Raw genomic sequence first — 24364 nt, 5'->3', positions numbered from 1 at the left:
TTACAATAATGTGATCGTGGGAAACGGGGAGACAGGCGGCAAGCCTATGCTGACGCCAAGCGATGGCCCTCTCGGGCAGTTGGAGCGCCGCGCATCCGCCGATGCGGTTTCGGCGTCGATCGGCGTCGATTCCAGATCGAGATTCGATCTCAGCCGGTTTCGCGCCGAGCAGCTGGCGCCGCTGGCCCAGTTCCGGCCCTATATCATGGTCGCCAACATGCTGGCCGTGCTGGTGGTCGCCTGGGTCAGCGTGGAGCACGTCTCGGGCCCCTGGCTCTATCTATGGGGCGCGGCGCAATTCGCGCTGACCGGAACCGTATTCTCCTACTGGCTCCAGAATCGGAACTTCACCAGCATCAACCGCTATGTGATCGGCTTCATCGAGGCGACGACGCTCGCTTTCGCCGTCATGTGGGCATTTCCATCCTTACAGCTCCTTCCCGAATTGCCGGAGGAAGCCCGCCGCATCGTCATCGCGATCTCCTTCATCGCGTCGGTCACCGGCGCCTTCGCCATCACCCGGCTGCCCTTCGCCTCGATCGCCTTCGCCACGATCGTGAGCGGCGCCATTTTCGTCAGCCAGATCCGCGGCGACGAGATCGATCTCGTCCTCTGCTCGATCGCCGTGATCATCCCCCTGCTGATGTCGCTGATGAGCCTGACGCTGCATCGCACGCTGACGCGTCGCGCCGCCGTCAGCTACCAGATGAACCGGCAGGCCGAGTTCCTCGCCCTTCTCTTGAAAGACTTCGAGATCTGCTCGAGCGATCTCCTGTGGGAAACCGACGCACAGGGTAAGCTCATCTATTTTTCCGACCGCCTGCCGACCCTCGTCAGAACCTCCTCGCTGCTTCTTGGCCGGACGCTGCAGGAAGCAGCCGGCGCTTCTCCGGCCGATCAGGGCTGGAGTGATTTCGCCGGACTGTCCGCCAACCGCCAGACCATCGACGCTCTCTGTCTGGAAGTTCGCCGTCCCGAGGCGACCGACTGGTGGATGATCACCGCGCATCCCTTGTGGGGACACTTGCAGGAATTTCTCGGCTATCGCGGCGTGATCCGCGACATCTCGCTCGAACGGCGCGCCCAGGTCGACCTGATCAAGGCGAAGGAAGACGCCGAGCGCGCCTCGCAGGCCAAATCCCAGTTCCTCGCCATCACCAGCCATGAGCTGAAGACGCCGCTCAACGCCATTGTCGGCTTCTCGGAAATGCTGCTTGCTCAGCGCGACGGGCCGCTCGGCAGCCCGGCCTATGCCGAATATGCCTCGACGATCCTGCAGAGCAGCACGCATCTGCGCAACATCATCGGCGACATACTCGATGTCACCCGCATCGAGCGCGGCGCTCTCAATCTGGTCGAGCAGGAGATGGACGCCGCCGAAATCCTCGAAATATCCTACAAGATGTGCCGCGAGCAGGCGAAGGCTGCGAACATCACGCTCACCATCAATCTCGATGCCACCGCCGAGATCCGGGGCGACATCACGCGCGTCCGCCAGGTGCTGATCAACCTCATCACCAATGCCATCAAGTTCTCCAGGCCCGAAAGCGAGGTGTCGCTCGCCATCGAGCGCAGCCCCGAGAACGAGCTCGTCTTCGTCATCGCCGATCGCGGCATCGGCATAGCGGCAGACGATATCGAGCGCGTCTTCGAGCCTTTCGTGCAGGCCGACGCCAGCGCATCGCGCCGCCATGGCGGCATCGGCCTGGGGTTGGCCATCGCCCGCAAGATCGCGCGACTCCATGACGGCGATGTCGTCCTGGAAAGCGTCGCGGGAGAAGGCACGACCGCCTTCTTCATCCTCCCCGCCCAACGTGTAAGATGGCCCGAGCCCGTGCAGCCCCGGCGCGCGGCAGCTTTCTAAAGCATGATCCGGAAAAGTGGATGCCGGTTTTCCGGAAAAATCATGCGCAAACAAAAAGCTAAAGCGTGATGGCGACTCGACTTGAAGCCATCACGCTTTAGCCTTCTACCCATCGGAGTTCCATGAAACTGAAGAAGCCCCGCACGCCGTTTCTCGGCAGCTCATTTGCCGCATCGCCCAGAGGCTCGGATGCCGCCTTGTTCGGCGCCCCGCATGGCACACCTTACCGCGGCATCGACAACCGCCCCTGTGAGACGGCACCCGATGCCCTGCGCAGGGCGCTGGCGCCCGACAAGGGCTTCCTCGACTCCTGGGATTTCGACTTCGGCGGCCCCTTGCTCGGCAGGAGCGGGCAGTATCGCTTCGCCGATCTGGGCGATCTTCCCACCCGGGCGAAGCAGGCGGCGAAGAACCGCAAGCTCATCGAGGACTGCACGCGCGACATACTGCACCACGGCGCCATCCCGCTGATGATCGGCGGCGATGACTCGACGCCCATTCCCTTCATCAAGGCCTTTTCCGGATCTCCGCCGATCACCATCCTGCAGATCGATGCGCATATCGACTGGCGCCGCGAGCGCTATGGCGAGCCCTTGGGCTTTTCATCGACGATGCGCCGCGCTTCCGAAATGGGCCATGTCGGCAAGATCGTGCAGGTCGGCCTGCGCGGCATGGGATCCGCGCGGGAGCAGGAGGTTCGTGACGCTGAAGCCTGGGGCGCGCGGCTCATCACCGCGGCCGATATTCATCTGCGCGGGCTCGGGCTGGCGCTCGATCATATCGACAAGGATGCGCCGCTCCTCATCACGCTCGATTGCGATGCTATCGACTGGTCGATCATGCCGGCGGTGACCTATCCCACCACCGGCGGTCTCACCTATACGCAAGTCACGCGCCTCATCCAGGCGGCCATCGCCAAGGCCCGGCTTGTCGGCTTCGACCTGATCGAGTTCGTAGCCAGACGCGACCAGGGCGGCATCGGCGCCTTCACCGCCGCGCGCATCATCTGCAACGTGATCGGCAGCCTGGCGAAAACCATTCCCCTCCCCCCTGCAGGCAGCGCGATCGCATGAGGAATTTGAAAGGGCTGTTGAAGCGCAGCTTTACACTTCTTCATTTCCCCTTCTCCCGTCCGGAGGATGGGAGAAGGTGCCCGAAGGGCGGATGAGGGCTCTTCCTCGAAGTATGCGAGATTCTGAAAGAATTGAGTATCGGGACTAAGAGCCCTCACCCGCCCTTCGGGCACCCTCTCCCATTGCTTCGCAACGGGCGAGGGGGAAATTGGAGGTGACTCGCCTGCTTCGGAAATTTCAAATGCGATTGCCCTCCCCGCAAGGGCGAGTGTAATTCATCACTCCGCCGCGATCGCCGCCGGCAGCTTCGCCTTGCCGCTTCTGAAGGCGCCGAGCAACTCGCCTTCCCGCGCCTTGGCCTGCCTGAGATGGCGCTCCTTGACATGGCCATAGCCGCGGATCTGTTCCGGAATGGCGGCGATCTCGGCGGCCAGCGCCAGGTTCTTCGGCGTCAGCGCGGCCAGGAGCTCGTCGATCACCGCCTTGTATTCGCCGATCAGCGCGCGCTCCTGCCGGCGCTCATGGCTGCGCCCGAAGGGATCGAAGGCCGTGCCGCGCAGGAATTTGAAATAAGCCAGCACGCCGAAGGCGCGCTTCATCCACGGGCCGAAGGTCATCTTGCGCGGCACGCCCGTCACCGGATCGGCCTTGGCGAGCAGTGGCGGCGCCAGATGGAAGGTAAGCCGGCCGCCCTTGAAGCGCTTGCGCAACTCAGCGTCGAATGTCCCGTCGGTATAAAGCCGCGCCACCTCATACTCGTCCTTATAGGCCATGAGCTTGAAGAGATAGCGCGCCACGGCGCGGCTGAGCACGGTCGATTTGGGTGAAACCTCCATCTCGCGCTGGCGCACCTTGGCCACGAACTCGGCATATTGCGAGGCATAGGCCGCATCCTGATAGCCGGTGAGGAAGGCTTCGCGCCGGGCCACCATCTCATCCAGTGTTTCTTCCGTCGCCTTCGCCTGGCGCGGCGCGATGATCTTCTCCACCGCGGCAGGATTATGGGCGGCGCGCCGGCCCCACAGGAAGGCGTCGAGATTCATCTTCACCGCCTGGCCATTGAGGCGGATCGCCTCCTCGATCGACTGGGCGCTAAGCGGGATCAGGCCCTTCTGATAGGCGAAACCCAAAGTGAAGAGGTTGCTGGCGATCGAATCGCCGAGCAGCGCCGTCGCGATATGGGTGGCATCGATCGTATGCGCCGCATCGCGCAACACCCTGGTCTCGATCTTGAGCCGCATCTCTTCCGCCGGAATCCTGAGATCGGCCTTCTGGGTGAAGGATGCCGGCATGATCTCGGCGATATTCAGCACGGCATGGGTGCGCTCGGGCGAGGCGCCGGCCAGCACCTTTTCAGCCGCAGAGGTGACGAGGTCGCAGCCCAGAATGAGATCGGCGCCACCGGCTGCGATGCGCACCGCGGAAATATCCTCAGGCTTCGCCGCGATCTTGAGATGGCTCACCACCGCGCCGTTCTTCTGCGACAGGCCCACCATGTCGATGATGCCGCTGCCCTTGCCCTCGAGATGCGCCGCCATGCCGAGAATATGGCCGATGGTGATGACGCCGGTGCCGCCGATGCCGGTGACCATGATCGCCCAGGGCCGGGCGAGCCTGGGCAGGCTCGGTTCCGGCAGCACCGGGAAGACGGCGCCCCCGCCCGGCAGGCTTTTCGCATCGAGGCCGCGGATGAGTTCGCCGCCCTCGACGGTGACGAAGCTCGGGCAGAAGCCTTTGACGCAGGAATAGTCCTTGTTGCAGGCCGACTGGTCGATCTGGCGCTTGCGCCCGAACACCGTCTCGACCGGCGCGATGGCGACGCAGTTCGACTGCACCCCGCAATCGCCGCAGCCTTCGCAGACGAGCTCGTTGATGAAGACGCGCTTGTTGGGGTCGGGGAACTCGCCGCGCTTGCGCCGGCGGCGCTTCTCGGCAGCGCAGGTCTGGTCATAGATGATGACCGAGGTTCCCTTGACGCCCATGAACTCCTTCTGCACCGCATTGAGATCGTCGCGATGGTGGAAGCTGACATGGGCGGGAAAGGCGCTTGCAGAATGCTTGTCAGGTTCGTCGGAAACGACGGCGATGCGCTCGACGCCTTCGGCGCGCACCTGCGCGGCGATGAGGGGCACGCTGAGCTTGCCGTCATGCGCCTGGCCGCCGGTCATGGCGACCGCGTCGTTGTAGAGGATCTTGTAGGTGATGTTCGCATCCGACGCGAGCGCCGCGCGGATGGCGAGGAGGCCCGAATGATTATAGGTGCCGTCGCCGAGATTCTGGAAAATGTGGTTGCGCTTCGAGAACGGCGCTTCGCCGACCCAGTTGGCGCCCTCGCCGCCCATCTGCGTCGAGCCATGGGTGTTGCGCTGAGGCATGGCCTGCACCATCCAGTGGCAGCCTATGCCGGCATAGCCGCGCGCACCCTCGGGCAGGACGGTCGATGAATTATGCGGGCAGCCGGCGCAGAAATAGGGCGTGCGCGACAGGAGATCGGGCGCGTTGCTGAGGCGGCTCTGCACGCCTTTGATCACATCGAGATTTTCGGCGACGGGCGCCCAGTGCTTGCGCGCCAGGATGCGCTCGGCAATGGCGATGGCGATCTGGTTGGGCTCCAGCGTGCCATAGACCGGGAACAGATCGTCGCCCTGCTCGTCCTTCTTGCCGACGATGATCGCATGCTTCCTGTCGTTGAACAGCAATTCGCGCACATGCGTCTCGAGCAGGTCGCGCTTTTCTTCCACGCAGATGATGAGCTCGAGCCCGTCGGCGAATTCATGCATGATCGCCGAATCGAGCGGCCAGATCAGCCCGATCTTGAGAAGCCTGAGGCCGATCTTCGCCGCCATCGCCTCATCGATGCCGAGCTCTTCCAGCGCCTGGCGCGTGTCGAGATAGCTCTTGCCGACGCTGGCAATGCCGATCTTGGGCTTGGGGCCGCCGCGGAAGACGATCTCGTTGAGCCCGTTGGCGCGCGCGAACGCGACCGCCGCCTGGCGCTTGAAATTGTGGAGACGCTTCTCCTGGTCGTGGCGGTCGTCATTCGGCCTGATATTGAGGCCGCCGGGCGGCATCTTGAAATCCTTGGGCACCTTCGGGCGGATGCGGTGCAGGCCACCCTCGATGACGCCGGTCGATTCGACCGTGTCATGCAGGCATTTGACGCCCACCCAGGTGCCGGCGAAGCGCGACAGCGCCCAGCCATAGATCGAATAGTCGTAAAGCTCCTGCAGCCCGGCCGGGTTGAGGATCGGGATCATGGCATCGAGAAGTGCGATCTCGCTCTGATGCGGCACGGTGGAGGATTCCGCCCCATGGTCGTCACCGGCCATCACCAGCACGCCGCCATGCCTGGAGGTGCCCGCCGCATTGGCGTGGCGCAGCACGTCGCCCGAGCGGTCGACGCCGGGGCCCTTGCCGTACCAGATGCTGAAGACGCCGTCATAGGCGCCCTCGCCCCACATCTCGGCCTGCTGGGTGCCCCACACCGCGGTGGCGGCAAGGTCCTCATTGAGGCCGGGATGGAACTTGATGTCCTGCGGGGCGAGCTTTGCCTCGGCGCGCTGGAAGGCCTGGTCGACACCACCCACCGGCGAGCCGCGATAGCCTGTGATATAGCCTGCGGTGTTGAGGCCGGCCTCGCGGTCGAGCGCCTTCTGGGCGAGGGTGGCGCGCACCATGACCTGGGGCCCCGAAATGAAGATCCGGTCCTTGGTCAGATCATATTTGTCGTCGAGGGACGCCGACTTCCGAGTCATGGCCTCAGACTCTACCATCCATGGGCCCAACGACAATAAGGTAGGTATTGCTGGCCAAAAAAGAAATACCGCCGCGGAAGCAGCGCAGCATTGGCAACGCGCTGTCGCGCCGGCGGGTTGCCGCGCAATGGACTTGCGCGCATGGCTTGACTCGGTGCCCAAGACGCGCCTAATTGCACCCATGGGGCGAAGCGATCACCCCACAAGGCTACATGCCGAAGCATCGCGTCCTGGTTTTTGTCCGGAGGACGCCCATGCCATCACCCAACACCATAGCTGTCGACAAATTGGCTCGCCTCATCGGCCTGCCCAAATGCCCCCACCTCATCGATGTCCGCACCGATGAGGATTTTGCCCTGGATCCGCGCCTGATACCGGGCTCGGTCTGGCGGCCCCACCCCCTCGCCGAAAGCTGGGGCAGCGAGCTCGGCGGCGCCTCCGCCGTCGTCATCTGCCAGAAGGGCCTCAAGCTCAGCCACGGCACCGCCGCCTGGCTGCGCCATCTCGGCAAGGAGGCCAGTGTCCTCGAAGACGGCTTCGAGGCCTGGTTGAAATCGGACCTGCCGCTCATCCCCGACGCCAAACTGCCGCGCCGCGACGGCAAGGGCCGCACCGTCTGGGTGACGCGGGCGAGACCCAAGGTCGACCGCATTGCCTGTCCCTGGCTGATCCGGCGCTTCCTCGACCCCGAGGCCGTCTTCCTGTTCGTGGCGCCGAGCGAGGTCGTGACCGTCGGCGAGCGCTTCAGCGCGACGCCCTTCGACATCGAGAACACCTTCTGGAGCCATCGCGGCGAGAAATGCACCTTCGACACGATGATCGAGGAATTCGGCCTGACGACGGAGCCGCTGCAGCGCCTCGCCACCATTGTCAGGGGCGCCGATACGGCCCGCCTCGATCTGGCGCCCGAATCGGCGGGCCTGCTCGCCGCCTCGCTTGGCCTGTCGCGCATGTATGCCGATGACCTGCAGCAGCTCGAAGCCGGCATGCTGCTCTATGACGCCTTCTACCGCTGGTGCCGCGACGCGACCGAGGAGACCCACAATTGGCCGACCAACAAGCCGAAGCCCTGACGCTCCCGACACAACCGGCAAACGCGCCGAGCTTCGCCGAGGCACTCAACACCTGGGCGAAGATCGGCGTCCTCTCCTTCGGCGGTCCGGCCGGCCAGATCGCGCTGATGCATCGCGCCCTCGTCGATGAGAAGAAGTGGCTGGACGAGAAGCGCTATCTGGCGGCGCTCAATTTCTGCATGCTGCTGCCGGGGCCGGAAGCGATGCAGCTCGCGACCTATGCCGGCTGGTCGCTGCATGGCTGGCGGGGCGGCCTCGCGGCCGGCACGCTCTTCGTCCTGCCGGGAGCGCTCGTCGTCCTCGCTCTGTCGATGATCTATGCCACTTTCGGCGAAGTGCCGCTGGTCGCGGCCCTCTTCTTCGGCGTCAAGGCGGCGGTGCTCGCCATCGTCATCGAGGCGCTGCTGCGCGTGGCGCGGCGCGCCCTCAAACATGCGAGCGACTGGTGGATCGCCGCAGCGGCCTTTTTCGCCCTTTATGTGTTCAGCGTGCCCTTCCCGCTCATCATCCTTGCCGCTGCCCTCTTCGGCTACTTCCGGACGAGGGCACCCCGGTCCGTCGCGGCGGCAACGACGCCGATACCCTGGCGCCGGTCGCTTGCGACTTTATCCTTGTGGCTCGCGCTCTGGCTCGTGCCCCTGGCGCTGATCATCCTCGGCTTCGGCCCGAACCATGTCTTCGCGCAGGTCGGCCTGTTCTTCTCCAAGCTCGCGGTCGTCACCTTTGGCGGGGCCTATGCGGTCCTGAGCTACATGGCGCAGCAGGCGGTCGAGACTTTCGGCTGGCTCAAGCCGGAGGAGATGATCGACGGGCTGGGACTTGCCGAGACGACGCCCGGACCTTTGATCCTCGTCACCGAATTCGTGGGCTATATGGCGGGCTATCGCCTGGCCGGCGGGCTGTGGGGCGGCGTGGCCGCGGCCGCCATCACGCTGTGGATGACTTTCGTCCCCTGCTTCCTGTGGATCATGGTGGGTGCCCCCTATATCGAGCGCCTGCAGAACATGCCGCGTCTGTCAGGTGCGCTGGCCGCGGTGACGGCTGCTGTGGTCGGCGTCATCCTGAACCTCACCGTCTGGTTCGGTCTGCATGTGCTGTTCGGCTTGCTCGAGCGCACGAGCTTCGGCCTCGTGCCGGTCATTCGCAGTCTCGACGCGCCGGCGCTCATCCTCTCCCTCATCGCGGCCGCCGCCTTGTTCGTCTTTCATCAGGGGATATTGCGCACGCTCCTCATCTGCGCCGTGATCGGCGCGGTCTGGAAGACCCTGCTCTAAACGGCTTTCCACGGCATGATCTTGCCCCTAAGCTCCCCCGCTCAACGGGCAACAGGGGCAACATCATGATCCGTCACACCGTCGTTTTCCGGCTGAAGCACCCGAAGGGCTCGGCCGCCGAGAAGAAGTTTCTGAGCGATGCAAATCTGCTGGCTTCCATACCGGGCGTCCAGGCCTTCGAGCAGCTGCGCCAGGTCAGCCCCAAGAACGACTATCATTTCGGCTTCTCGATGGAGTTCGCCGACCAGAAGGCCTATTCGGGCTACAATGATCACCCCGATCACGTCGCCTTCGTGCGCGACCGCTGGATCCCGGAGGTCGAGAAGTTCCTCGAGATCGACTATGTGCCGCTGGCCTAGATGCCGGCCGAGTGTCTTCCCACAAAACCCTCACCCTGAGGTGGCCGCGCAGCGGCCCTCGAAGGGTGGCAAGCGGCAAGACCGATATACCTGGATCATGCTTCGAGGCTCGCTGCGCTCGCACCTCAGCATGAGGGCCGTGCCTAGCCCCACTTCCAGAAATCATCGCCCTGCTTGGCGAGCGCCCGTGCGATCAGCATGCGGTGCACTTCCGACGCACCGTCGATGAGGCGGGCGGCGCGGGCATAGCGATAGATCCAGTCGAGCAGCGTGTCCTTCGAATAGCCCTTGGCGCCGAGAAGCTGGACCGCGGTATCGGCGGCCTTGTGCAGCGTGTCGGCGACATGGATCTTGGCCATCGAGACCTCGCTCTGCGCCTTCCCGCCCTGGTCGAGCTTCCAGGCCGCCTTCATGGTGAGGAGACGGCCGACCTCGATGTCCTTGGCGACCTCGCCCAGCATCATCTGCACCGACTCGTGATCGGCGAGCTTCATGCCGAAAGCCATGCGCTCCTTCACATGCTCTCGCGCGATGGCGAGGCTTTTCCTGGCAAGGCCGAGCCAGCGCATGCAATGGGTGAGCCGCGCCGGGCCTAAGCGCAATTGCGTGAGCTTGAGGCCGTCGCCTTCCCCGAGCAGCCGGTTCTCTTCCGGGATCTCGAGCCCGTCGAAGTCGAGCTCGCACACGCCGCCATGCTCTTGCGGCCCCATGATGTCGATGCGCCGCACGATCCGCCAGCCGGGATCATCGCCATGATAGAGGAAGGCCGTGAGCCCGCGGCGCGCATCACCGGATGTGCGCGCGATGAGGATGAAATGCTTCGCCGCGGCGGCGCCCGAGATGAACCATTTGCGCCCATGGATCACATAGCGCCCGCCTTTCTTCTCGGCCCTGGTCAGCATCATGCCGCCGGGATCGGAGCCTGAGCCCGGCGCCGGCTCCGTCATGGCGAAGGACGAGCGCAGTTTCCCGTCGATGATCGGCTGCAGCCACTTGTCCTTCTGCGCCTCGCTCAGCACCTTGTTGAGCACGTTCATATTGCCGTCATCGGGTGCCGCGCAATTGAGCGCCGCCGGCCCGAAGATCGAGCGGTTGGCTTCCTCATAGACCGCCGCCCAGCCCACGACCGGGAGCTCCAGCCCGCCCCGCGCCTTCGGCATTTGCGGCGCCCACAGGCCGGCCTGCTTCGCCTTGGCCCGCACCTCCTCCAGCCGGTCGAGCCTGATATTCTCGAATTCGTCATAGATGTCGGGACGGCTTTCGAGCGGCAGAAGCTCAGCCTCGACGAAGTCGCGGGTCTTGCGGCGGAGCGCCTCGATATCGGGAGAAAGAGTGAAGTCCATGGTCAACTCCCGCAACCGTCATCCCGGCGAAAGCCGCGACCCATTGAACAAGTGCAATCCGGGCCGCGCTGATCGCGGGGAAAGAATTTACGGGGTCCCGGCTTTCGCCTGGGGTTAAGGTGTAGATTTCGCATGCAATAATGAGCGTGCCATGGATTTTCCGCGCATTCTAGGGTATCTGTTTCCCATCATGATCAGACACCCCCTGGTCGGCCTCCCCTCCGACACCTACGAGGAAAAGAACCTCCTCTTCCACTCCCTCGGCGACAAATATGTGCGCGCCGTCTCGGATGTGGCGCAATGCCTGCCGGTGATGATCCCCGCCATCGCCGAGGCCATGGACCTCTCGGCGCTGCTCGATCATTTCGACGGCATCCTGATGACGGGCGCCGTCTCCAATGTCCATCCGCCCCATTATGGCGGCGAGCCCACCGTCGATCACGAGCCCTATGACCATCACCGTGACAAGCTCACATTGAAGCTGATCCGCGCCGTCATCGACCGCGGCATGCCGCTTTTCTGCATCTGCCGCGGCTTCCAGGAGCTCAATGTCGTGATGGGCGGCACGCTCGAGGCCGAGCTGCAGCGCGGCGAAGGCCGGCTCGACCACCGCTCGCGCAAGGTCGAGGACATGGATGTCAAATATGGTCCCGTCCATGCGCTGGCGCTCACGCCCGGCGGCCAGTTCGAAACCATCCTGGGCAAGCGCGAGATCATGGTGAACAGCCTGCACCGCCAGGGCATATCCCGGCTGGCGCCGGGCCTTGTTGCCGAGGGGCGCTCCCCTGACGGCATCGTCGAAGCCGTTTCGGTCAAGGGCGCCAAGGCCTTTGCCATCGGCACCCAGTGGCATCCCGAATACAAGGCCGCGGACAATCCCGACTCGGTCAAGCTGTTCAAGGCCTTTGGCGATGCGGTGCGCCTGCATGCGGCCCGCCGCATGAACGAAAAGCTGGCAAGGGCGAGTTAGAGGCTATCTCCCTCCGCCGCGCAAAGCGCGGGGAGGGTGGTCGGAGCGAAGCGGAGACCGGGTGGGGTGTCTCAGCCGACAGATGTCCGACAATTGGCCTGCACAGCTGACAAGTGCGTTTCCTGACAGACCTTCTTCGCATAGAGACCCCACCCGTCGCGCGTTCCGCGCGCCACCCTCCCCGCCTCTCGCCTTCGCGAAGCCGAGGCTTCGCTTCGGCGGAGCAAGGTCGGCGGTGGAGGGAGAATCAGACCTCCGCGGTGAAATCCACCGCGGGGCCCACCTTGAAATCCTCGAACGCGACCTTGAGGCCGGCGCGCATGGGCGAGCAGGCCATGGGGCCGACCATGACCTTGCCCGGCACGGCGAATGTCGTGAGCCGCAGGGTCTGGAATGCACCGCCATCCTTCCACTGCACACAGACCGCATTGTTGAGACGGGTCAGGCGCAAATGGATCGGGTCCCCTGGCGCAATTTGCGTCGCGATGGCCCAGTCGGACTGGCCCTTGGTGACCACCGAGCTCAGTGCCGCGCGGCCATGGGCGAATTCGACGCCGGCCTTGATCCAGTCATTCGGTCCCAAGCGCAGCATCAGGCCGGCCTGGTCATATTGCGTTTCATACTGCGCCGAGAACACGACATCGGCCGAAAACTCAGCCTCCATCTCCCGGTAATAGAAATGGCCATTGTCATTGCGCCATCCGTTGAAGGTCTCCTGCCAGAAATCGGTCTTGTCCCCGGTGACGAGAGAGAGATTTCCACCATCCGCCCGCCATTCGCGCGGTTCGTTGAGCCATTTCATGAGCGAGGTTCCTACAGAAGGTCGGGCAATTCGCCGAGCGATTTGATCAGGGCGCGAGGCTTGCCCGGTATCTTGTCGTCCGGCAAGCCGAAGCGATCGACGCGTGCCACCTGGAAGCCGAACTGCGCCGCCGCCTGCGCATCCCAGCAATTGGACGAGACGAAGCAGATGGCGGGCGCGTCATGGATGACGAATTTCTGCATCGCGAGGCGGTAGACGCGCCGGCTCGGCTTGTAGATGCCGACATCCTCGACCGAGAGCACCTCATCGAGAAGCTTGTCGAGGCCGGCCGAGCGCACCGCGGCATCGAGCATCGAGGGACTGCCATTGGAGAGGATCGCGGTGCGCAGGTTGCGCGACTTGATCGCCTCCAGCGCCGGCTTTGCGTCCGGATAGGCATCGAGCTTGAGATAGAGGACCATGAGCTCGTCCTTGAGTCCCGGATCGTCGATGCCGTGGAAGGCCAGCGCATAATCGAGCGCATCGCCGGTCACATGCCAGAAATCGGCATGGACGCCCATCAGGCTTCTGAGCCAGGAATATTCGAGCTGCTTCTGGCGCCACAGTTTCGACAGCGCGTCGGCCTTTTCGCCGATTTCCGCGGCAAGCTTCGCCACCGGCGCATGGACGTCGAACAGCGTGCCATAGGCGTCGAAGACGCAGGCTCTGATGCCCTCGAATTTCGCCATTGGACGGCTTCTCTCCCCGACTTCTCCAGCTTATGCTAGCGGCCTTGGAGAGAAACACAATGCCGCATGACCACGACCACGATCACGACCACGACGAGGGCTCGGCCCTGTCGCCCATCGCGCTCAGGGTGAAGGCGCTGGAATCGCTCCTCACCGAGAAGGGCTATATCGACCCCGAGGCGCTCGATGCCATTGTCGAGACCTATGAGACGAAGATCGGCCCGCGCAATGGCGCCCATGTCGTCGCCAGGGCCTGGAGCGACCCGGCCTATAAGGCCTGGCTCCTCAAGGACGCGACCGCGGCCATCGCTTCCTTGGGCTATACCGGCCGCCAGGGCGAGCATATGGTGGCGGTCGAGAACACGCCCGAGACGCATAACCTCGTCGTCTGCACTCTGTGCTCCTGCTATCCCTGGACGGTGCTGGGCCTGCCGCCGGTCTGGTACAAGGCGCCGCCCTACCGCTCGCGCGCGGTGATCGATCCGAGAGGCGTGCTGGCCGAGTTCGGCGTGACCCTTCCTGAAACGACGGCGATCAGCGTGTGGGATTCGACCGCCGAGATCCGCTATCTCGTCCTGCCCATGCGGCCCCAGGGCACGGAAGGCTGGAGCGAGGAGAAGCTCGCCCGGATCGTCACCCGCGATTCGATGATCGGCACCGGCCTGCCGCGCGCCGCTGCATGAACGGCCCGCATGATCTGGGCGGCCGGATGGGCTTCGGCCCGGTCAGGCCGGAAAAGGACGAGCCGGTCTTCCACGCCGACTGGGAGCGCCGCGCCATGGCGGTGACTTCCGGCATGGACTCGACCGGGGAATGGACCCTCGATATGTCGCGCCATGCCAATGAGCGCATTCCGCCGGCACGCTATCTGTCCATGAGTTATTACGAGATCTGGATCGCGGGCCTTGCCGACCTCATGACCTCGGCCGGCCTTGTCACGCCCGAGGAGCTTGCATCGGGCAGGATGATGGTGCCGGCGAAGAAGGTCAGGGGCAAGCTTCTGGCCAGGGACCTGGCCGATGTCCTCGCCAAAGGCGATCCGGTCACGAGGGACACCGCCAAGCCGCCGCGCTACGCGCAAGGCGACAAGGTGCGCACGCGCAACATGCATCCTCAAGGCCATACGAGATTGCCGCTCTATCTGCGCGGCCATGTGGGCGAGATCACCCGCCTGCACGGGACGCATGTCTTTCCCGACAGCAATGCCCATGGAAAGGGCGAGGATCCGCACCCGCTTTACACGGTGAGCTTCTCCGCAAGCGAGGTCTGGGGGAAGGCAGCCCATCCGCAGGATACGATATCGGCCGATCTGTGGGAGCCCTATCTTGAACCGGCCTGACGAAGGAGACGCAAGATGAACGGCCCGCAGGATCTGGGCGGCCAGATGGGCTTCGGCCCGGTGGCGCCCGAGAAGGACGAGCCCATCTTCCATGCGCCCTGGGAGAAGAAGGCGCTGGCCTTGACGCTCGCTATGGGCGCCACGCGCCAATGGAATATCGACATCTCGCGCCATGCGCGCGAAAGCTTATCCCCGGCGCAGTATCTGGGCTCGAGCTATTACGAGATCTGGATCGCCGGCCTCATCAAGCTCATGCTCGCCGCGGGCCTCGTCACCGAGGATGAGGTCTCATCCGGCAGGATGAAGGTGGCGGCGAAGAAAGTGGCCGGTAAGCTTCTCGCCAGGGATGTGGCGGCGGTGCTGGCCAAAGGCGGGCCTTCCTCTCGCGCCGCGACGACGCCGCGCTTCAAGCCGGGCGACAGGGTGCGCGCGAAGAACATGCACCCGGTGACGCATACGCGCCTGCCGCGCTATCTGCGCGGCCATGTGGGTGAGATCGTGACCCTGCATGGCACGCATGTTTTCCCCGACAGCAATGCGCATGGCCAGGGCGAGAACCCGCAGGCCCTCTATACCGTGCGGTTCGCCGCGCGCGATATTTGGGGCGACGCGCGCCATCCGAAGGACACGGTGTCCGCCGATCTATGGGAGGCCTATCTTGAACCCGCCTGACGATCCGGTCTTCAACGAGCCCTGGGAAGCCCAGGCCTTCGCCATGACGGTAAGCCTCAACGGCAAAGGCCTCTTCACCTGGACGGAATGGGCCGAGGCGCTGGGCGCTGAGATCGCGGTGCAGGGAACGCGCAGCTATTACGAATGCTGGCTCGCGGCGCTGGAGAAGATCGTCGAGGCGAAGCAGATGATGACGGGGAAGGAACGCCTCGCCCGCATCGACGCCTGGGACCGCGCCGCGAGGGCGACCCCGCATGGCAAGCCGATCGAGCTGAGTAAGGCAAACAGCATTTCTTAGCGAGTATTCATGTTCACTATCGAACCAATGGTCGACAAATTCGGACTGCCAGCCAGGACAACAATCGATCGCGAACGTGGATTGGAGCTGAATCATATCAAAATCACGTATGATGAAGCATTTTTCGTCCTAAAAGTCAGAGACCGCAACATACTGTTCTGGGCAAACTATCGATTCGTTGGGAAAGACAGCGAAATCATAGAATGCGTGATCAGAAAAATCGGAGGCATTACTTATCCGGAAATCAAGAGCCACGAATTTTCATCAGCGCAAGAAAAACGGCAGACAGCAAAAATAATCGAAGAGGCCCTGAAGGTCTATGGAATATACCACAGCCTGTCTCCAGGAAGATCCGTTGAGGTGAAATTTAACGAAGTAACACTCGCCTTTTCCGAAAGGACGCCGTGATACCCGCTGTGCCGTGCCGCTCTTCCCTTGCCCGTCGCCGTGCGTACCGAGGACGACACCAATACGGTGATCTCGGTCATGATGAAAAGCAGCGTCACGGCGGATATGCGCGAGCTGACGACGGCGGAAGGCTTTCCATCGCTGACTGAATTCACCATCCGCCTCGAGCGCTCGCATCTGAAGAAGAGCGCCATCATCAACCGGCGGGAAGCGCATCTCATGGCGCGCTTTTCTGCGGAGCAGCTCTGACTCAAGGCTGTATCTTCATCGAGGGATCGAAAGGAGCATCCAACCCTGTCTTGCACCGTCGACAATCCCGCAGCAAACGGAATGGATTATTCCATTGCCGATGGAATGCTCCTATCGGGTCATTTCCATCACAATATGGGCAGGACACTTTCTTTCTCGCTCTTATGCCGATGATGCCCAAGAGCACCATGCCAACAAACCAGGGAAAGACGCTTCTGAACAACGCCATCAGGAGCATTGTAGCAAGAGTTACAACGAACAGCTGGGCGTAAATCCCCAATGCGCGTCGCCTGAGAATCGCAAAGACTGTCTCGTTCCCGGAGTCCGTTTTCATCACCGCCCCTCGATTTGACTATCCGATCCGGCTGAAGATCGGAAACGTCTCGAGCAGCCAATAGGCGAAATTCTGGTGCAGGCCGGTGAGGAAGGCGAGGCCGGCGAGGATGAGGAGCACGCCCATCGCCTTCTCGACCATATCGAGATGCTTGGCGAAGCGCTTGATGAATTCGAGGAAGCGCTCGACCGCGAGGGCGGCGAGGAGGAACGGCACGCCGAGCCCCAGCGAATAGACCGCGAGCAGGAAGGCGCCGCGCCCGACACTGTCCTCGGACGCCGCGACCGCGAGAATGGTGGCGAGCACCGGCCCGATGCAGGGCGTCCAGCCGAAGGCGAAGGCGAGCCCCACCGCATAGGCGCCGATCAATCCCGCCGGCCGCGTCTCCTGGTGATAGCGCTTCTCGCGGTTGATGAGGGCGAAGCGGAACACGCCCAGGAAATGCAGGCCCATGAGGATGATGAAGACGCCGGCCACCTTGGCGAGGAGCGGCAGGTAGTCGCGCACGACCTGCCCGGCGGCCGAGGCCGTGGCGCCGAGCAGCACGAACACGCTCGAGAAGCCGAGCACGAAAGCGAGAGCGGCGAGCAAGGTGCGCTTGCGCGAGATCGCCTGCTCGTCGGTCAGGTCATCGAGCGAGGCGCCGGTGATGAAGCACAGATAGGGCGGCACCAGCGGCAGCACGCAAGGGCTGAGGAAGCTCAGGAGCCCGCCGAGGAAGGCCGTCAGGATGGTGAACACTAAGACCTCGCAAATCGCATCGCGCGCAACTTGGCGGTTCGCGCGAGGACGCACAACTCACGAAAGGCCGCAGCCTGTCAAAACACCGTCACTTGACTTTGCCGTGAATTTACTATTGTTATGTTATAATATTACAGGAGATCAATGTGCCCGCGACCATCCGACTTGCCTTGGCCTTGCTTTTTGCCACTTCATTCACGGCCCCGGTTCTTGCCGCCCCGCGCGTGGTGGCGACGATCAAGCCGATCCATTCCATCGCGTCGAATGTGATGGCGGGCATCGCCGAGCCGGAATTGCTGCTCGATGCCGCGGTCTCCGAGCACACCGCGCAGCTGACCCCGTCCCAGGTCGAGGCCATGCAGAATGCCGATCTCATCATGGTCGTCGGCGACAATCTCGAATCCTTCCTCGCCAAGGCGCTCAAGAATCCCGACATCGCCAGGAAGAAGCTCATGGAAGCCGCCGAGCTGCCGGGCATCACCACCTTGCCGGTGCGCAGCGGCGATCTGTGGGAGTCGCATGACCATGAGGGCGAGGAGGACGCAGCCCATACGGACCATGCGGAAGATCACGCGGAAGACCATGCGGAAGACCATGATCACGACCATGACCATGGTGGCGCCGACCCGCATATCTGGATGGATCCCGGGAACGCCAAGGTGATCGCCAGCGAGCTCGCCAAGGCGCTAAGCGAGATCGATGCGGAAAATGCCGCGAAATACGAGGCGAATGCCAGGGCCTTCGCGGCAAGCCTCGATGCGCTGTCCACCGAGATCACGGCCGCCGTGGCGCCGGTGCGCGAGAGGCGCTACATCGTCTTCCACGACGCCTATCAGTATTTCGAGGCCCGCTTCGGGATGTCGCCGGCCGGCAGCATCACCATCAACCCGGAAGTGATGCCCGGCGCCCGGCGCATCAAGGAGATCCATGACCGCATCGTTGCGACCAATGCGGTCTGCGTCTTCGCCGAGCCGCAATTCGAATCGGGATATGTCGACACGGTCATCGAAGGCACCAAGGCGAGGCCCGCGGTGCTGGACGGCCTGGGGGCCAGGGAACCCAAGGGGCCGCAAGCCTATGCCGGCATGATGCGCAATTTCGTGACGGCGCTGACCTCCTGCCTTGCCACCCGCGACAATTGATCAGACTGACCCCTTTTACAGAAGCGTAACTTCACTTTTCCGCCGCATTCCCCCATCATCCCTTCTTTTCGGGCATGACAGGAAAGAGCACGGGATGCGGCAGAGTCTGGTGACGGCGGCGATGGCGACGGCAATGAGCCTGCTTTGTGCCGGCCAGGCGAGTGCCCATCCCCATGTCTGGATCAGCATGCGCTCCTATATGGTCTTCAACGACAAGGCGGAAGTCAGCGGCATCGCCGTCGAATGGACCTTCGATGACGGCTATGCGCAGGTGGCGCTGGACGGCCTCGATGCCAATGGCGATGGCGTCTACAGCCAGTCGGAGCTCGAGCCCCTGACCCAGGAGAACCTGAAGTCGCTCAAGGACTACAATTATTTCGTCGTGCCGCGCGTCGATGGCAAGGTCGTCGCCATCACGGATCCGGTCGACTATGGCCAGATCTACAGCAACGGAAAGCTCGCGCTGCATTTCACCGTGCCGCTGTCGAGCCCGGTAGATCCGAAAAACGCCGAATTCCAGTACAAGATCTATGACCCGGAATTCTTCATCGCCATGGACTATGTCCAGGATGATCCGGTTGGCATCGTGGGCAGCATCCCGCAGGGCTGCCGCGTCGCGGTGAAGCCGGTCGTGTCCGATCAGGAGCTCGACCAGACGCGCCAGATGCTCTCCACCAAGGGCACCGACTGGAAGCCGCCGGATGATGAGGATTTCGGCGGCCTGTTCGCGCAGCCGGCGCTCGTCATATGCGACAAATGAAATTGATTGCCCGGCTTCTCGCCGGCCTGATGCTGCTATGCCTCGTGGCCGCGGTGCTGCCGACCCAGGGCTTTGCACAGGACCAGCAGGGCACGACCGCGCCCAGGATCGACCAGCGCAAATTGCTGGTGCCGCCGCGCAATGCCGACGGCACGTTTAAGGCTCCGCCCTTCTGGAGTGATCCCGCTCTATGGATCATGATCCAGCAACGCAATTTTTATGGCGCTATGGACAATTCCATAAAGCAGCTGAAGGCACAATCGTCCTTCGCTGCCGCTACCACTTTGATCCTTCTAAGTTTCGGTTATGGTGTTTTTCACGCCGCAGGACCGGGCCATGGTAAGACGGTGATCTCCGCCTGGCTACTTGCCACCGAGAACGAGCTGCGCCGCGGCATCCTCATCGCCTTCATGAGCGCGGTGATCCAGGCTCTGACCGCCATTATGGTTATAAGTACTCTGTTGCTGTTGGTGACCGCGGTCGGCTCGACCGCTCGCGATGTTGGCGGCTTCCTCGAAAGTGCCAGCTATGCCCTCATCGGCTTGATGGGTGCCTATCTCATCTGGACGGCGCTGCGTCCGCATAACCATGAAGTTGCGCATGCTCACAGCGGACATGATCATGGACATCTCCATCACGACCATCCCGGTCATCATCACGACCATCATGGCCACGCGCATCATGACCATCACGCACATAATCACGATCATGATGCGCACTGCGACTGCGGCCATGCCCATGTCCCGACGGCGCGCCAGGTCAAGGGTGAATGGTCCATGACCAAAGCATTTTCCCTCGCCTTTGCCGTCGGCATCAGGCCCTGTACCGGCGCACTTCTTGTCCTGGTCTCCGCCAATTTCATCGGCATCTATTGGGCCGGCATTACCTCGACATTTATCATGGCGCTCGGCACGGCGATCACGGTCTCGATCATCGCTACCATCGCAGTCTATTCGAAGAAGCTGGCGATCAGCCTCGCCAAGCGCGATGCGGCCTGGCTCGGTTACGCTGCCTTCGGTTTGCGCTTGGGCGGCGGTCTCGTCATCCTGGCCTTAGGCGCCATCATGTTCTGGGGTTCGCTCTTCACCACCAACACGATGATGTAGGCCGATGCACCGCCGCCTCTTTCTCATCATGGCCCTGTCGGCCACCGCCGCGCGAGGCGCTTCGGCGCATTCCTTCAAGCTCGGCCAGATCGCCATCGGCCATGTCTGGGGCCTGCCGTCGCAATCGAACGAGACCCAGGTCTTCGTCCCCATCTCCAATCGCGGCCAGGACGCCGATGAGCTGGTGGCCGCCCGCTCGCCAATCTGCACGATGATCGAATTGCGCCAGAACAACCGCTATGACGATCCCGCCCTCAAATCGGTCGAGCTGCTTCCGGGCAAGCCGGTCGCCATGCGCAAGACCGCGCGGCACCTGCGCCTCATCGGACTCGTCAGGCCGCTCAAGCCCGGCGATCGCTTCGAGATGACGCTCGATTTCCTGAATGCCGGAGAGACGGTCGTCGACGTGATCGTCGAGGACGGCGCCGGCCACTAATCCTTGCGACCCAATGGTTGCCAATTATATACTTGACAAAGCATAACCATTGGCCAAACTGACGGGCACAGAGGTTGAGCCCTTGGTTAAGCTAGACGATCCGATCTTCACCGATGCCGACAAGGCCCGGGCCTTTCTTGAGGCCCAACGCTGGCCAGACGGCCCGATCTGCACGCATTGCAGCTCGATTGCCGATGCTACGGGCTTGGCGGGTAAGGCTCATCGGCCCGGCGTCTACCAATGCAACGCTTGCCGTGAACAATTTACGGTAACGGTCGGAACAGTTTTCGAGCGTTCAAAAATACCGCTGAACAAGTGGCTTCATGCGACGTTCCTCATGACATCATCAAAGAAGGGCATCAGCGCCCAACAGCTTGGCCGCATGCTTGGCCTTACCTACAAGACGGCGTGGTTCATGGCGCACCGCATTCGTGCGGCGATGGCCGAAAGCAATCCTGGCCCTCTTGGCGGCGAAGGAAAGACCCTCGAAGCAGACGAAACGTATTTCGGTAAGCTCGAAACGCCGCGCAAGCGCTCCAAGTATTACCCCCGTACACAAAGGGCGGGCGTGGTCCCGCTCACAAGCGCGCGGTGCTTGGCCTTGTCGAGCGCGGCGGCAACGTTCGCACCATTCACCGCGCTACCGCTGACCAAGTGCATGACATCATCGACACCAATGCTTCGCGCAAGTCAAACTTGAACACTGACGAAAGCAAGATTTACGTCATGGTGGACAACGAACTCAAGAAGCACGAAACCGTGCGCCACGTTGATGACGAATATGTGCGCGGCACCGTTCACACAAACACCGTCGAAAACGTGTGGAACATCTTCAAGCGCGGGATGCACGGCACGTATCAGCATTGCGGTGAAGCCCCTTTACATCGCTATCTTGCTGAGTTTGACTTTCGCTACAACTACCGCGTGAAGCTCGGCTATTCAGATACCGCCCGCGCACCATGATGGCTTTGAAGGGCATCGGCGGAAAGCGTCTAATGTATAGGACAGTTGGTTAAGCCAAAGACGAACAAGCAGCTGGCGCGCCGACTCCACAATATGCGGAAGAAACGCTAGGCTTACCCTTTCCAGGGACGGGGAAGGCGCATGAACACCATTCCAGCCGACAGATATTTGTCTTTCTACGGACCGATTGAGCCGCCGGCTAGCAATGCCCTTCGACATCAGCTCAACGACATCGTGAACGAGGGCTCCACCAGTGTAACGATCCTCTTCGCCAGCCACGGCGGTTGGGGAGAGGATGGCATTGCCCTCTTTACCTATCTCCGCGCGTTGCCTCTCCGAATCAGCATGCACGCAATCGGTGCGGTATCGAGCATCGCTATTCCCGTTTTCCTGGCAGTCCCCAAGCAACGCCGATTCGTTTCCGAAAACGCGCGCTTTCTTTTTCACCAACACACTTGGAACTTTGGTGACGGGGCAATCCCCGACCTCGTCGTCCAAGAAGCGTCCATTCAATTGAAGGCCACTGCCGGTTGGCAGCGATGCGTCATTGAGAACGAAACCGACCTTGCCAAGCATGGGTTCGATCTGGACAAGCTTTTCGATCAACCGACGCTCATCGACGCAGTGACGGCGGTTAAGGTAGGCCTCGCCGGGACTAAGGGGGAGCCGTGTATTGCTAGGGATTCGATGCCGAAGGTCGCTTCCGCTTAGGTGCATTCGGCCTCGCCGTCTTCTCCCCTGTAGCGTGGGGCTTGTGGGGCGTTTTCAACAGCTTGTGGACAACCCGCTCAAATTCCTGATTTTCAGGTTCGGGCGTCTTAAGGGCGTCATAAGGCTGCTTTTTCGCCATGTCGGTTGTTCACAAGGATTTCATTAACGGAATCAGGCCGTACCCAGATGAATATTAGTCCGTGGGCTGTGGATACCGCGCATAATCACCAAACGAATCGCCGCGTGACGCAGGCAATCGCTATCAGTTTCGCTTGTCTCCGCGATGGAGGGGGTGAGTCGCCCGTTAAGCTCTCACACCCCGCTCACCGCAGCCCGGAGACTGGTGAGCCCATTACGGGCCCCCGGAAGTCCCAGTCCATCGAACGGGCTTCCGGTCATTTTGTGGGGCGGGAAGGGCTGGTGCCTAGGCTGGCTTCCTATCCTCGCCGTTCGGGTTCGATTCCCGCCCGCTCCACAATTCCTGAATGTACGGGCATTCCCCAATGTCTGTACAATCAACTTTGTAATACAAAACAACACAAGTATTACACGGTCGGCCTGTCACGCGAGGTATTTAGGTACCGTCCGAAGTTGCTGCTTTGTCAAGTATATAATTGCCCAATGGTCCCTTGACCTGGACTATCTTTAGACCATATTTCGGTCGAAAGAGGTGCCGCCGCCATGAAACTTTCCGGACGCGTGAAGCCAATCAGCTACCTCAAAGCACATGCTCCAGAGGTCATTCGCGGCTTGGCCGGAGGCGAGGCGCCGGTCATCATAACCTTGCACGGCGAGGCCAAAGCGGTTCTCCAGGATGTCGGTCGCTACGAGGAGACGCAGGAGACTTTGGCGCTTCTCAAGGTACTGGCGCTGACGAACAAAGAGATCGAAGCGGGCAGGATCCGGCCTGTTGATGAAGCCTTCAAGCGCGTTCGCGGTCGCCTGAAGGACTGATTCCGCGATGCGCTATCGCGTCCTGCTGACGGACAGCGCCGAGCGCGACGTCGAGGATATTTACCGCCATATCGCCCGCCACGATTCGCTCGTGAGCGCTGACCGGGTTCTCGAAGCACTTGATGACGCCTGCCGAAGGCTTGCCGACATGCCCGAGCGTGGCAATATCCCGAAGGAGTTGGTCGGCATCGGCATCGCTGACTACCGCGAAGCTCACTACAAGCCATACAGGATCATCTACCGCGTCACCGGCAGCGACGTGACGGTCTATTGTATCGTCGATGGGCGCCGAGACATGCAAAGCTTTCTCGAGCGCCGATTGCTGCGCTGATTTCCTGAGGCGATCCTTGACGAACACCGCGAGCCATCGGCATGTAGCTGCCGTCATTTGGTCGTGTCGGCCCAGAACCCATTGAGTTCTCTGGCCGACGGCGTTGCCGCCACGTGGCGAGCGCTCGACATGCAGGCCGGACCCGTCGTTCTGGTGGGGCACTCCTGGGGTGGCGTCGTCATCTCCGCTTCGGGCTGACGAAGACCTCATCGAGCGGGCCTTCCTCATGCCCAATCCGTTGAGAGCCATGCACCATAGCGTTTTTCTGAAAGTGGCCCTTGCAATCGTGGGCCGAGCGGTGGTGATTTGGAAAATATCAGTCTGGAATATCCGCGCGCGAGGGGTCAGCCCGGTGCCGGAACCGATTGATCAGACATAGGACTTCAGAGGCTGATTTCAGGAAAATCTGCCGAGACGGCGTTCATCGACAATCCGGCAGAGGATTCCCTGTTATTCTGCACTCGGGACAGCCAACTGCTTGATATTGCTCAGGCCGGGAATTTTTTACGATTATTCCCTGTATTTCCCTGTAATTCCCTGTATCCGGGTCACGAGCAATGATGGCATGCACAAGGGAAGGATTCCTTCCGTTGTGCATTTACCACTCGTTTTTCATTACTGAGTCAGAAGGTCACGGACTAAAGTCTCAGAGAATCAGTTAGTTGTGGGATTCCTGTCGAATGGAGGCTGCGATGGATCTCCGAGGAACTAACGACAG

At 62.1% G+C, this 24364-nt stretch carries 24 protein-coding genes and 2 pseudogenes; 21 read left to right on the top strand and 5 right to left on the bottom strand.

Features of this window, described 5'->3' with window-relative positions:
- The first annotated feature begins 46 nt into the window (after nucleotides 1-46).
- Nucleotides 47-1864 (top strand): sensor histidine kinase, encoded by a 1818-nt coding sequence (locus tag DT068_RS21350; RefSeq protein WP_119391923.1) that lies wholly within the window; start codon nucleotides 47-49, stop codon nucleotides 1862-1864.
- Between the two features lie 122 nt (nucleotides 1865-1986).
- Entirely contained in the window at nucleotides 1987-2937 is a 951-nt protein-coding gene (locus DT068_RS21345; RefSeq protein ID WP_119391922.1) for an arginase family protein, read from the top strand.
- A 278-nt stretch (nucleotides 2938-3215) separates the two neighbouring features.
- Here DT068_RS21345 and DT068_RS21340 read toward each other — a convergent pair whose 3' ends face one another.
- Nucleotides 3216-6710 (bottom strand): indolepyruvate ferredoxin oxidoreductase family protein, encoded by a 3495-nt coding sequence (locus tag DT068_RS21340; RefSeq protein ID WP_119391921.1) that lies wholly within the window; start codon nucleotides 6708-6710, stop codon nucleotides 3216-3218.
- A gap of 236 nt (nucleotides 6711-6946) precedes the next feature.
- Between DT068_RS21340 and DT068_RS21335 the strand changes: the two genes are divergently transcribed.
- From DT068_RS21335 to DT068_RS21325, 3 genes are all read left to right on the top strand, one after another.
- Nucleotides 6947-7765, top strand: a complete 819-nt coding sequence (locus tag DT068_RS21335) for a chromate resistance protein ChrB domain-containing protein (protein ID WP_119391920.1) — start codon at nucleotides 6947-6949, stop codon at nucleotides 7763-7765.
- Nucleotides 7738-9039: a chromate efflux transporter gene (gene chrA / locus DT068_RS21330; protein WP_162914354.1), complete on the top strand. Its 1302-nt coding sequence runs from the start codon at nucleotides 7738-7740 to the stop codon at nucleotides 9037-9039. The genes DT068_RS21335 and chrA overlap by 28 nt, the downstream gene beginning before the upstream one ends.
- 65 nt (nucleotides 9040-9104) lie before the next feature.
- A complete protein-coding gene (locus DT068_RS21325) occupies nucleotides 9105-9398 on the top strand; it encodes a Dabb family protein (RefSeq protein WP_119391919.1) in 294 nt (97 codons plus the stop codon).
- Nucleotides 9399-9541: 143 nt separating this feature from the next.
- Here DT068_RS21325 and DT068_RS21320 read toward each other — a convergent pair whose 3' ends face one another.
- Nucleotides 9542-10741 (bottom strand): acyl-CoA dehydrogenase family protein, encoded by a 1200-nt coding sequence (locus DT068_RS21320; protein ID WP_119391918.1) that lies wholly within the window; start codon nucleotides 10739-10741, stop codon nucleotides 9542-9544.
- A gap of 190 nt (nucleotides 10742-10931) precedes the next feature.
- On the opposite strand from DT068_RS21320, the gene DT068_RS21315 reads away from it, so the two are divergent.
- A complete protein-coding gene (locus DT068_RS21315; protein WP_119392102.1) occupies nucleotides 10932-11711 on the top strand; it encodes a gamma-glutamyl-gamma-aminobutyrate hydrolase family protein in 780 nt (259 codons plus the stop codon).
- Between the two features lie 247 nt (nucleotides 11712-11958).
- Here the strand turns inward: DT068_RS21315 and DT068_RS21310 are convergent, their stop codons facing one another.
- Both DT068_RS21310 and DT068_RS21305 read right to left on the bottom strand, forming a co-directional pair.
- On the bottom strand, nucleotides 11959-12513 hold the full coding sequence (locus DT068_RS21310; RefSeq protein ID WP_119391917.1) for a DUF1349 domain-containing protein: 555 nt from the start codon (nucleotides 12511-12513) through the stop codon (nucleotides 11959-11961).
- A gap of 11 nt (nucleotides 12514-12524) precedes the next feature.
- A complete protein-coding gene (locus tag DT068_RS21305; RefSeq protein WP_119391916.1) occupies nucleotides 12525-13202 on the bottom strand; it encodes a haloacid dehalogenase type II in 678 nt (225 codons plus the stop codon).
- Nucleotides 13203-13261: 59 nt separating this feature from the next.
- Here DT068_RS21305 and nthA point away from each other — a divergent pair, with 59 nt between their 5' ends.
- Genes nthA through DT068_RS21275 form a run of 6 tightly spaced genes read left to right on the top strand, consistent with a single transcriptional unit; the run spans nucleotide 13262 to nucleotide 16168 of the window.
- Nucleotides 13262-13885, top strand: a complete 624-nt coding sequence (gene nthA, locus DT068_RS21300) for a nitrile hydratase subunit alpha (protein WP_119391915.1) — start codon at nucleotides 13262-13264, stop codon at nucleotides 13883-13885.
- Nucleotides 13882-14541, top strand: a complete 660-nt coding sequence (gene nthB / locus DT068_RS21295) for a nitrile hydratase subunit beta (RefSeq protein WP_119391914.1) — start codon at nucleotides 13882-13884, stop codon at nucleotides 14539-14541. Before nthA ends, nthB (DT068_RS21295) begins: the two co-directional genes overlap by 4 nt.
- A gap of 15 nt (nucleotides 14542-14556) precedes the next feature.
- A complete protein-coding gene (nthB, locus tag DT068_RS21290) occupies nucleotides 14557-15213 on the top strand; it encodes a nitrile hydratase subunit beta (RefSeq protein ID WP_119391913.1) in 657 nt (218 codons plus the stop codon).
- On the top strand, nucleotides 15200-15511 hold the full coding sequence (locus DT068_RS21285) for a nitrile hydratase accessory protein (RefSeq protein ID WP_368904933.1): 312 nt from the start codon (nucleotides 15200-15202) through the stop codon (nucleotides 15509-15511). Before nthB (DT068_RS21290) ends, DT068_RS21285 begins: the two co-directional genes overlap by 14 nt.
- 9 nt (nucleotides 15512-15520) lie before the next feature.
- Nucleotides 15521-15919, top strand: a complete 399-nt coding sequence (locus DT068_RS21280) for a hypothetical protein (protein WP_119391912.1) — start codon at nucleotides 15521-15523, stop codon at nucleotides 15917-15919.
- 27 nt (nucleotides 15920-15946) lie between these two features.
- Complete coding sequence (locus DT068_RS21275) at nucleotides 15947-16168, top strand: hypothetical protein (RefSeq protein ID WP_119391911.1); 222 nt, start codon at nucleotides 15947-15949, stop codon at nucleotides 16166-16168.
- Between the two features lie 352 nt (nucleotides 16169-16520).
- Here the strand turns inward: DT068_RS21275 and DT068_RS21270 are convergent, their stop codons facing one another.
- A complete protein-coding gene (locus DT068_RS21270) occupies nucleotides 16521-17243 on the bottom strand; it encodes a cytochrome c biogenesis CcdA family protein (protein ID WP_119391910.1) in 723 nt (240 codons plus the stop codon).
- 146 nt (nucleotides 17244-17389) lie between these two features.
- On the opposite strand from DT068_RS21270, the gene DT068_RS21265 reads away from it, so the two are divergent.
- The 9 genes and pseudogenes from DT068_RS21265 to DT068_RS21225 all read left to right on the top strand — a co-directional run.
- Nucleotides 17390-18385, top strand: a complete 996-nt coding sequence (locus DT068_RS21265) for a zinc ABC transporter substrate-binding protein (protein ID WP_368904931.1) — start codon at nucleotides 17390-17392, stop codon at nucleotides 18383-18385.
- A gap of 94 nt (nucleotides 18386-18479) precedes the next feature.
- The gene (locus DT068_RS21260; RefSeq protein ID WP_119391908.1) at nucleotides 18480-19145 is read left to right on the top strand and encodes a DUF1007 family protein; all 666 of its coding nucleotides are present in this window, start codon (nucleotides 18480-18482) and stop codon (nucleotides 19143-19145) included.
- Nucleotides 19142-20251 (top strand): nickel/cobalt transporter, encoded by a 1110-nt coding sequence (locus tag DT068_RS21255; protein WP_368904929.1) that lies wholly within the window; start codon nucleotides 19142-19144, stop codon nucleotides 20249-20251. The genes DT068_RS21260 and DT068_RS21255 overlap by 4 nt, the downstream gene beginning before the upstream one ends.
- Before the next feature lie 4 nt (nucleotides 20252-20255).
- Nucleotides 20256-20687 (top strand): copper chaperone PCu(A)C, encoded by a 432-nt coding sequence (locus DT068_RS21250; protein ID WP_119391907.1) that lies wholly within the window; start codon nucleotides 20256-20258, stop codon nucleotides 20685-20687.
- An 82-nt stretch (nucleotides 20688-20769) separates the two neighbouring features.
- Nucleotides 20770-21703, top strand: a pseudogene (locus tag DT068_RS21245) (IS1595 family transposase).
- Nucleotides 21704-21791: 88 nt separating this feature from the next.
- Entirely contained in the window at nucleotides 21792-22361 is a 570-nt protein-coding gene (locus DT068_RS21240) for an ATP-dependent Clp protease proteolytic subunit (RefSeq protein WP_119391906.1), read from the top strand.
- Nucleotides 22362-23042: 681 nt separating this feature from the next.
- Entirely contained in the window at nucleotides 23043-23315 is a 273-nt protein-coding gene (locus DT068_RS21235; RefSeq protein WP_119391905.1) for a type II toxin-antitoxin system Phd/YefM family antitoxin, read from the top strand.
- Between the two features lie 7 nt (nucleotides 23316-23322).
- Nucleotides 23323-23646 carry a type II toxin-antitoxin system RelE/ParE family toxin gene (locus DT068_RS21230; protein WP_119391904.1) on the top strand — a complete coding sequence of 108 codons (324 nt, stop codon included), beginning with the start codon at nucleotides 23323-23325 and terminating at the stop codon, nucleotides 23644-23646.
- Between the two features lie 60 nt (nucleotides 23647-23706).
- Nucleotides 23707-23841, top strand: a pseudogene (locus DT068_RS21225) (alpha/beta hydrolase); the annotation flags it as partial.
- Nucleotides 23842-24364: the final 523 nt, after the last annotated feature.

The sequence above is a fragment of the Taklimakanibacter lacteus genome, assembly GCA_003576695.1.
Classification (GTDB): Bacteria; Pseudomonadota; Alphaproteobacteria; order Rhizobiales; family Aestuariivirgaceae; genus Taklimakanibacter; species Taklimakanibacter lacteus.
Note: the sequence above shows the minus strand (reverse complement) of the source record. Positions and strands in the feature narration are given on the sequence as shown.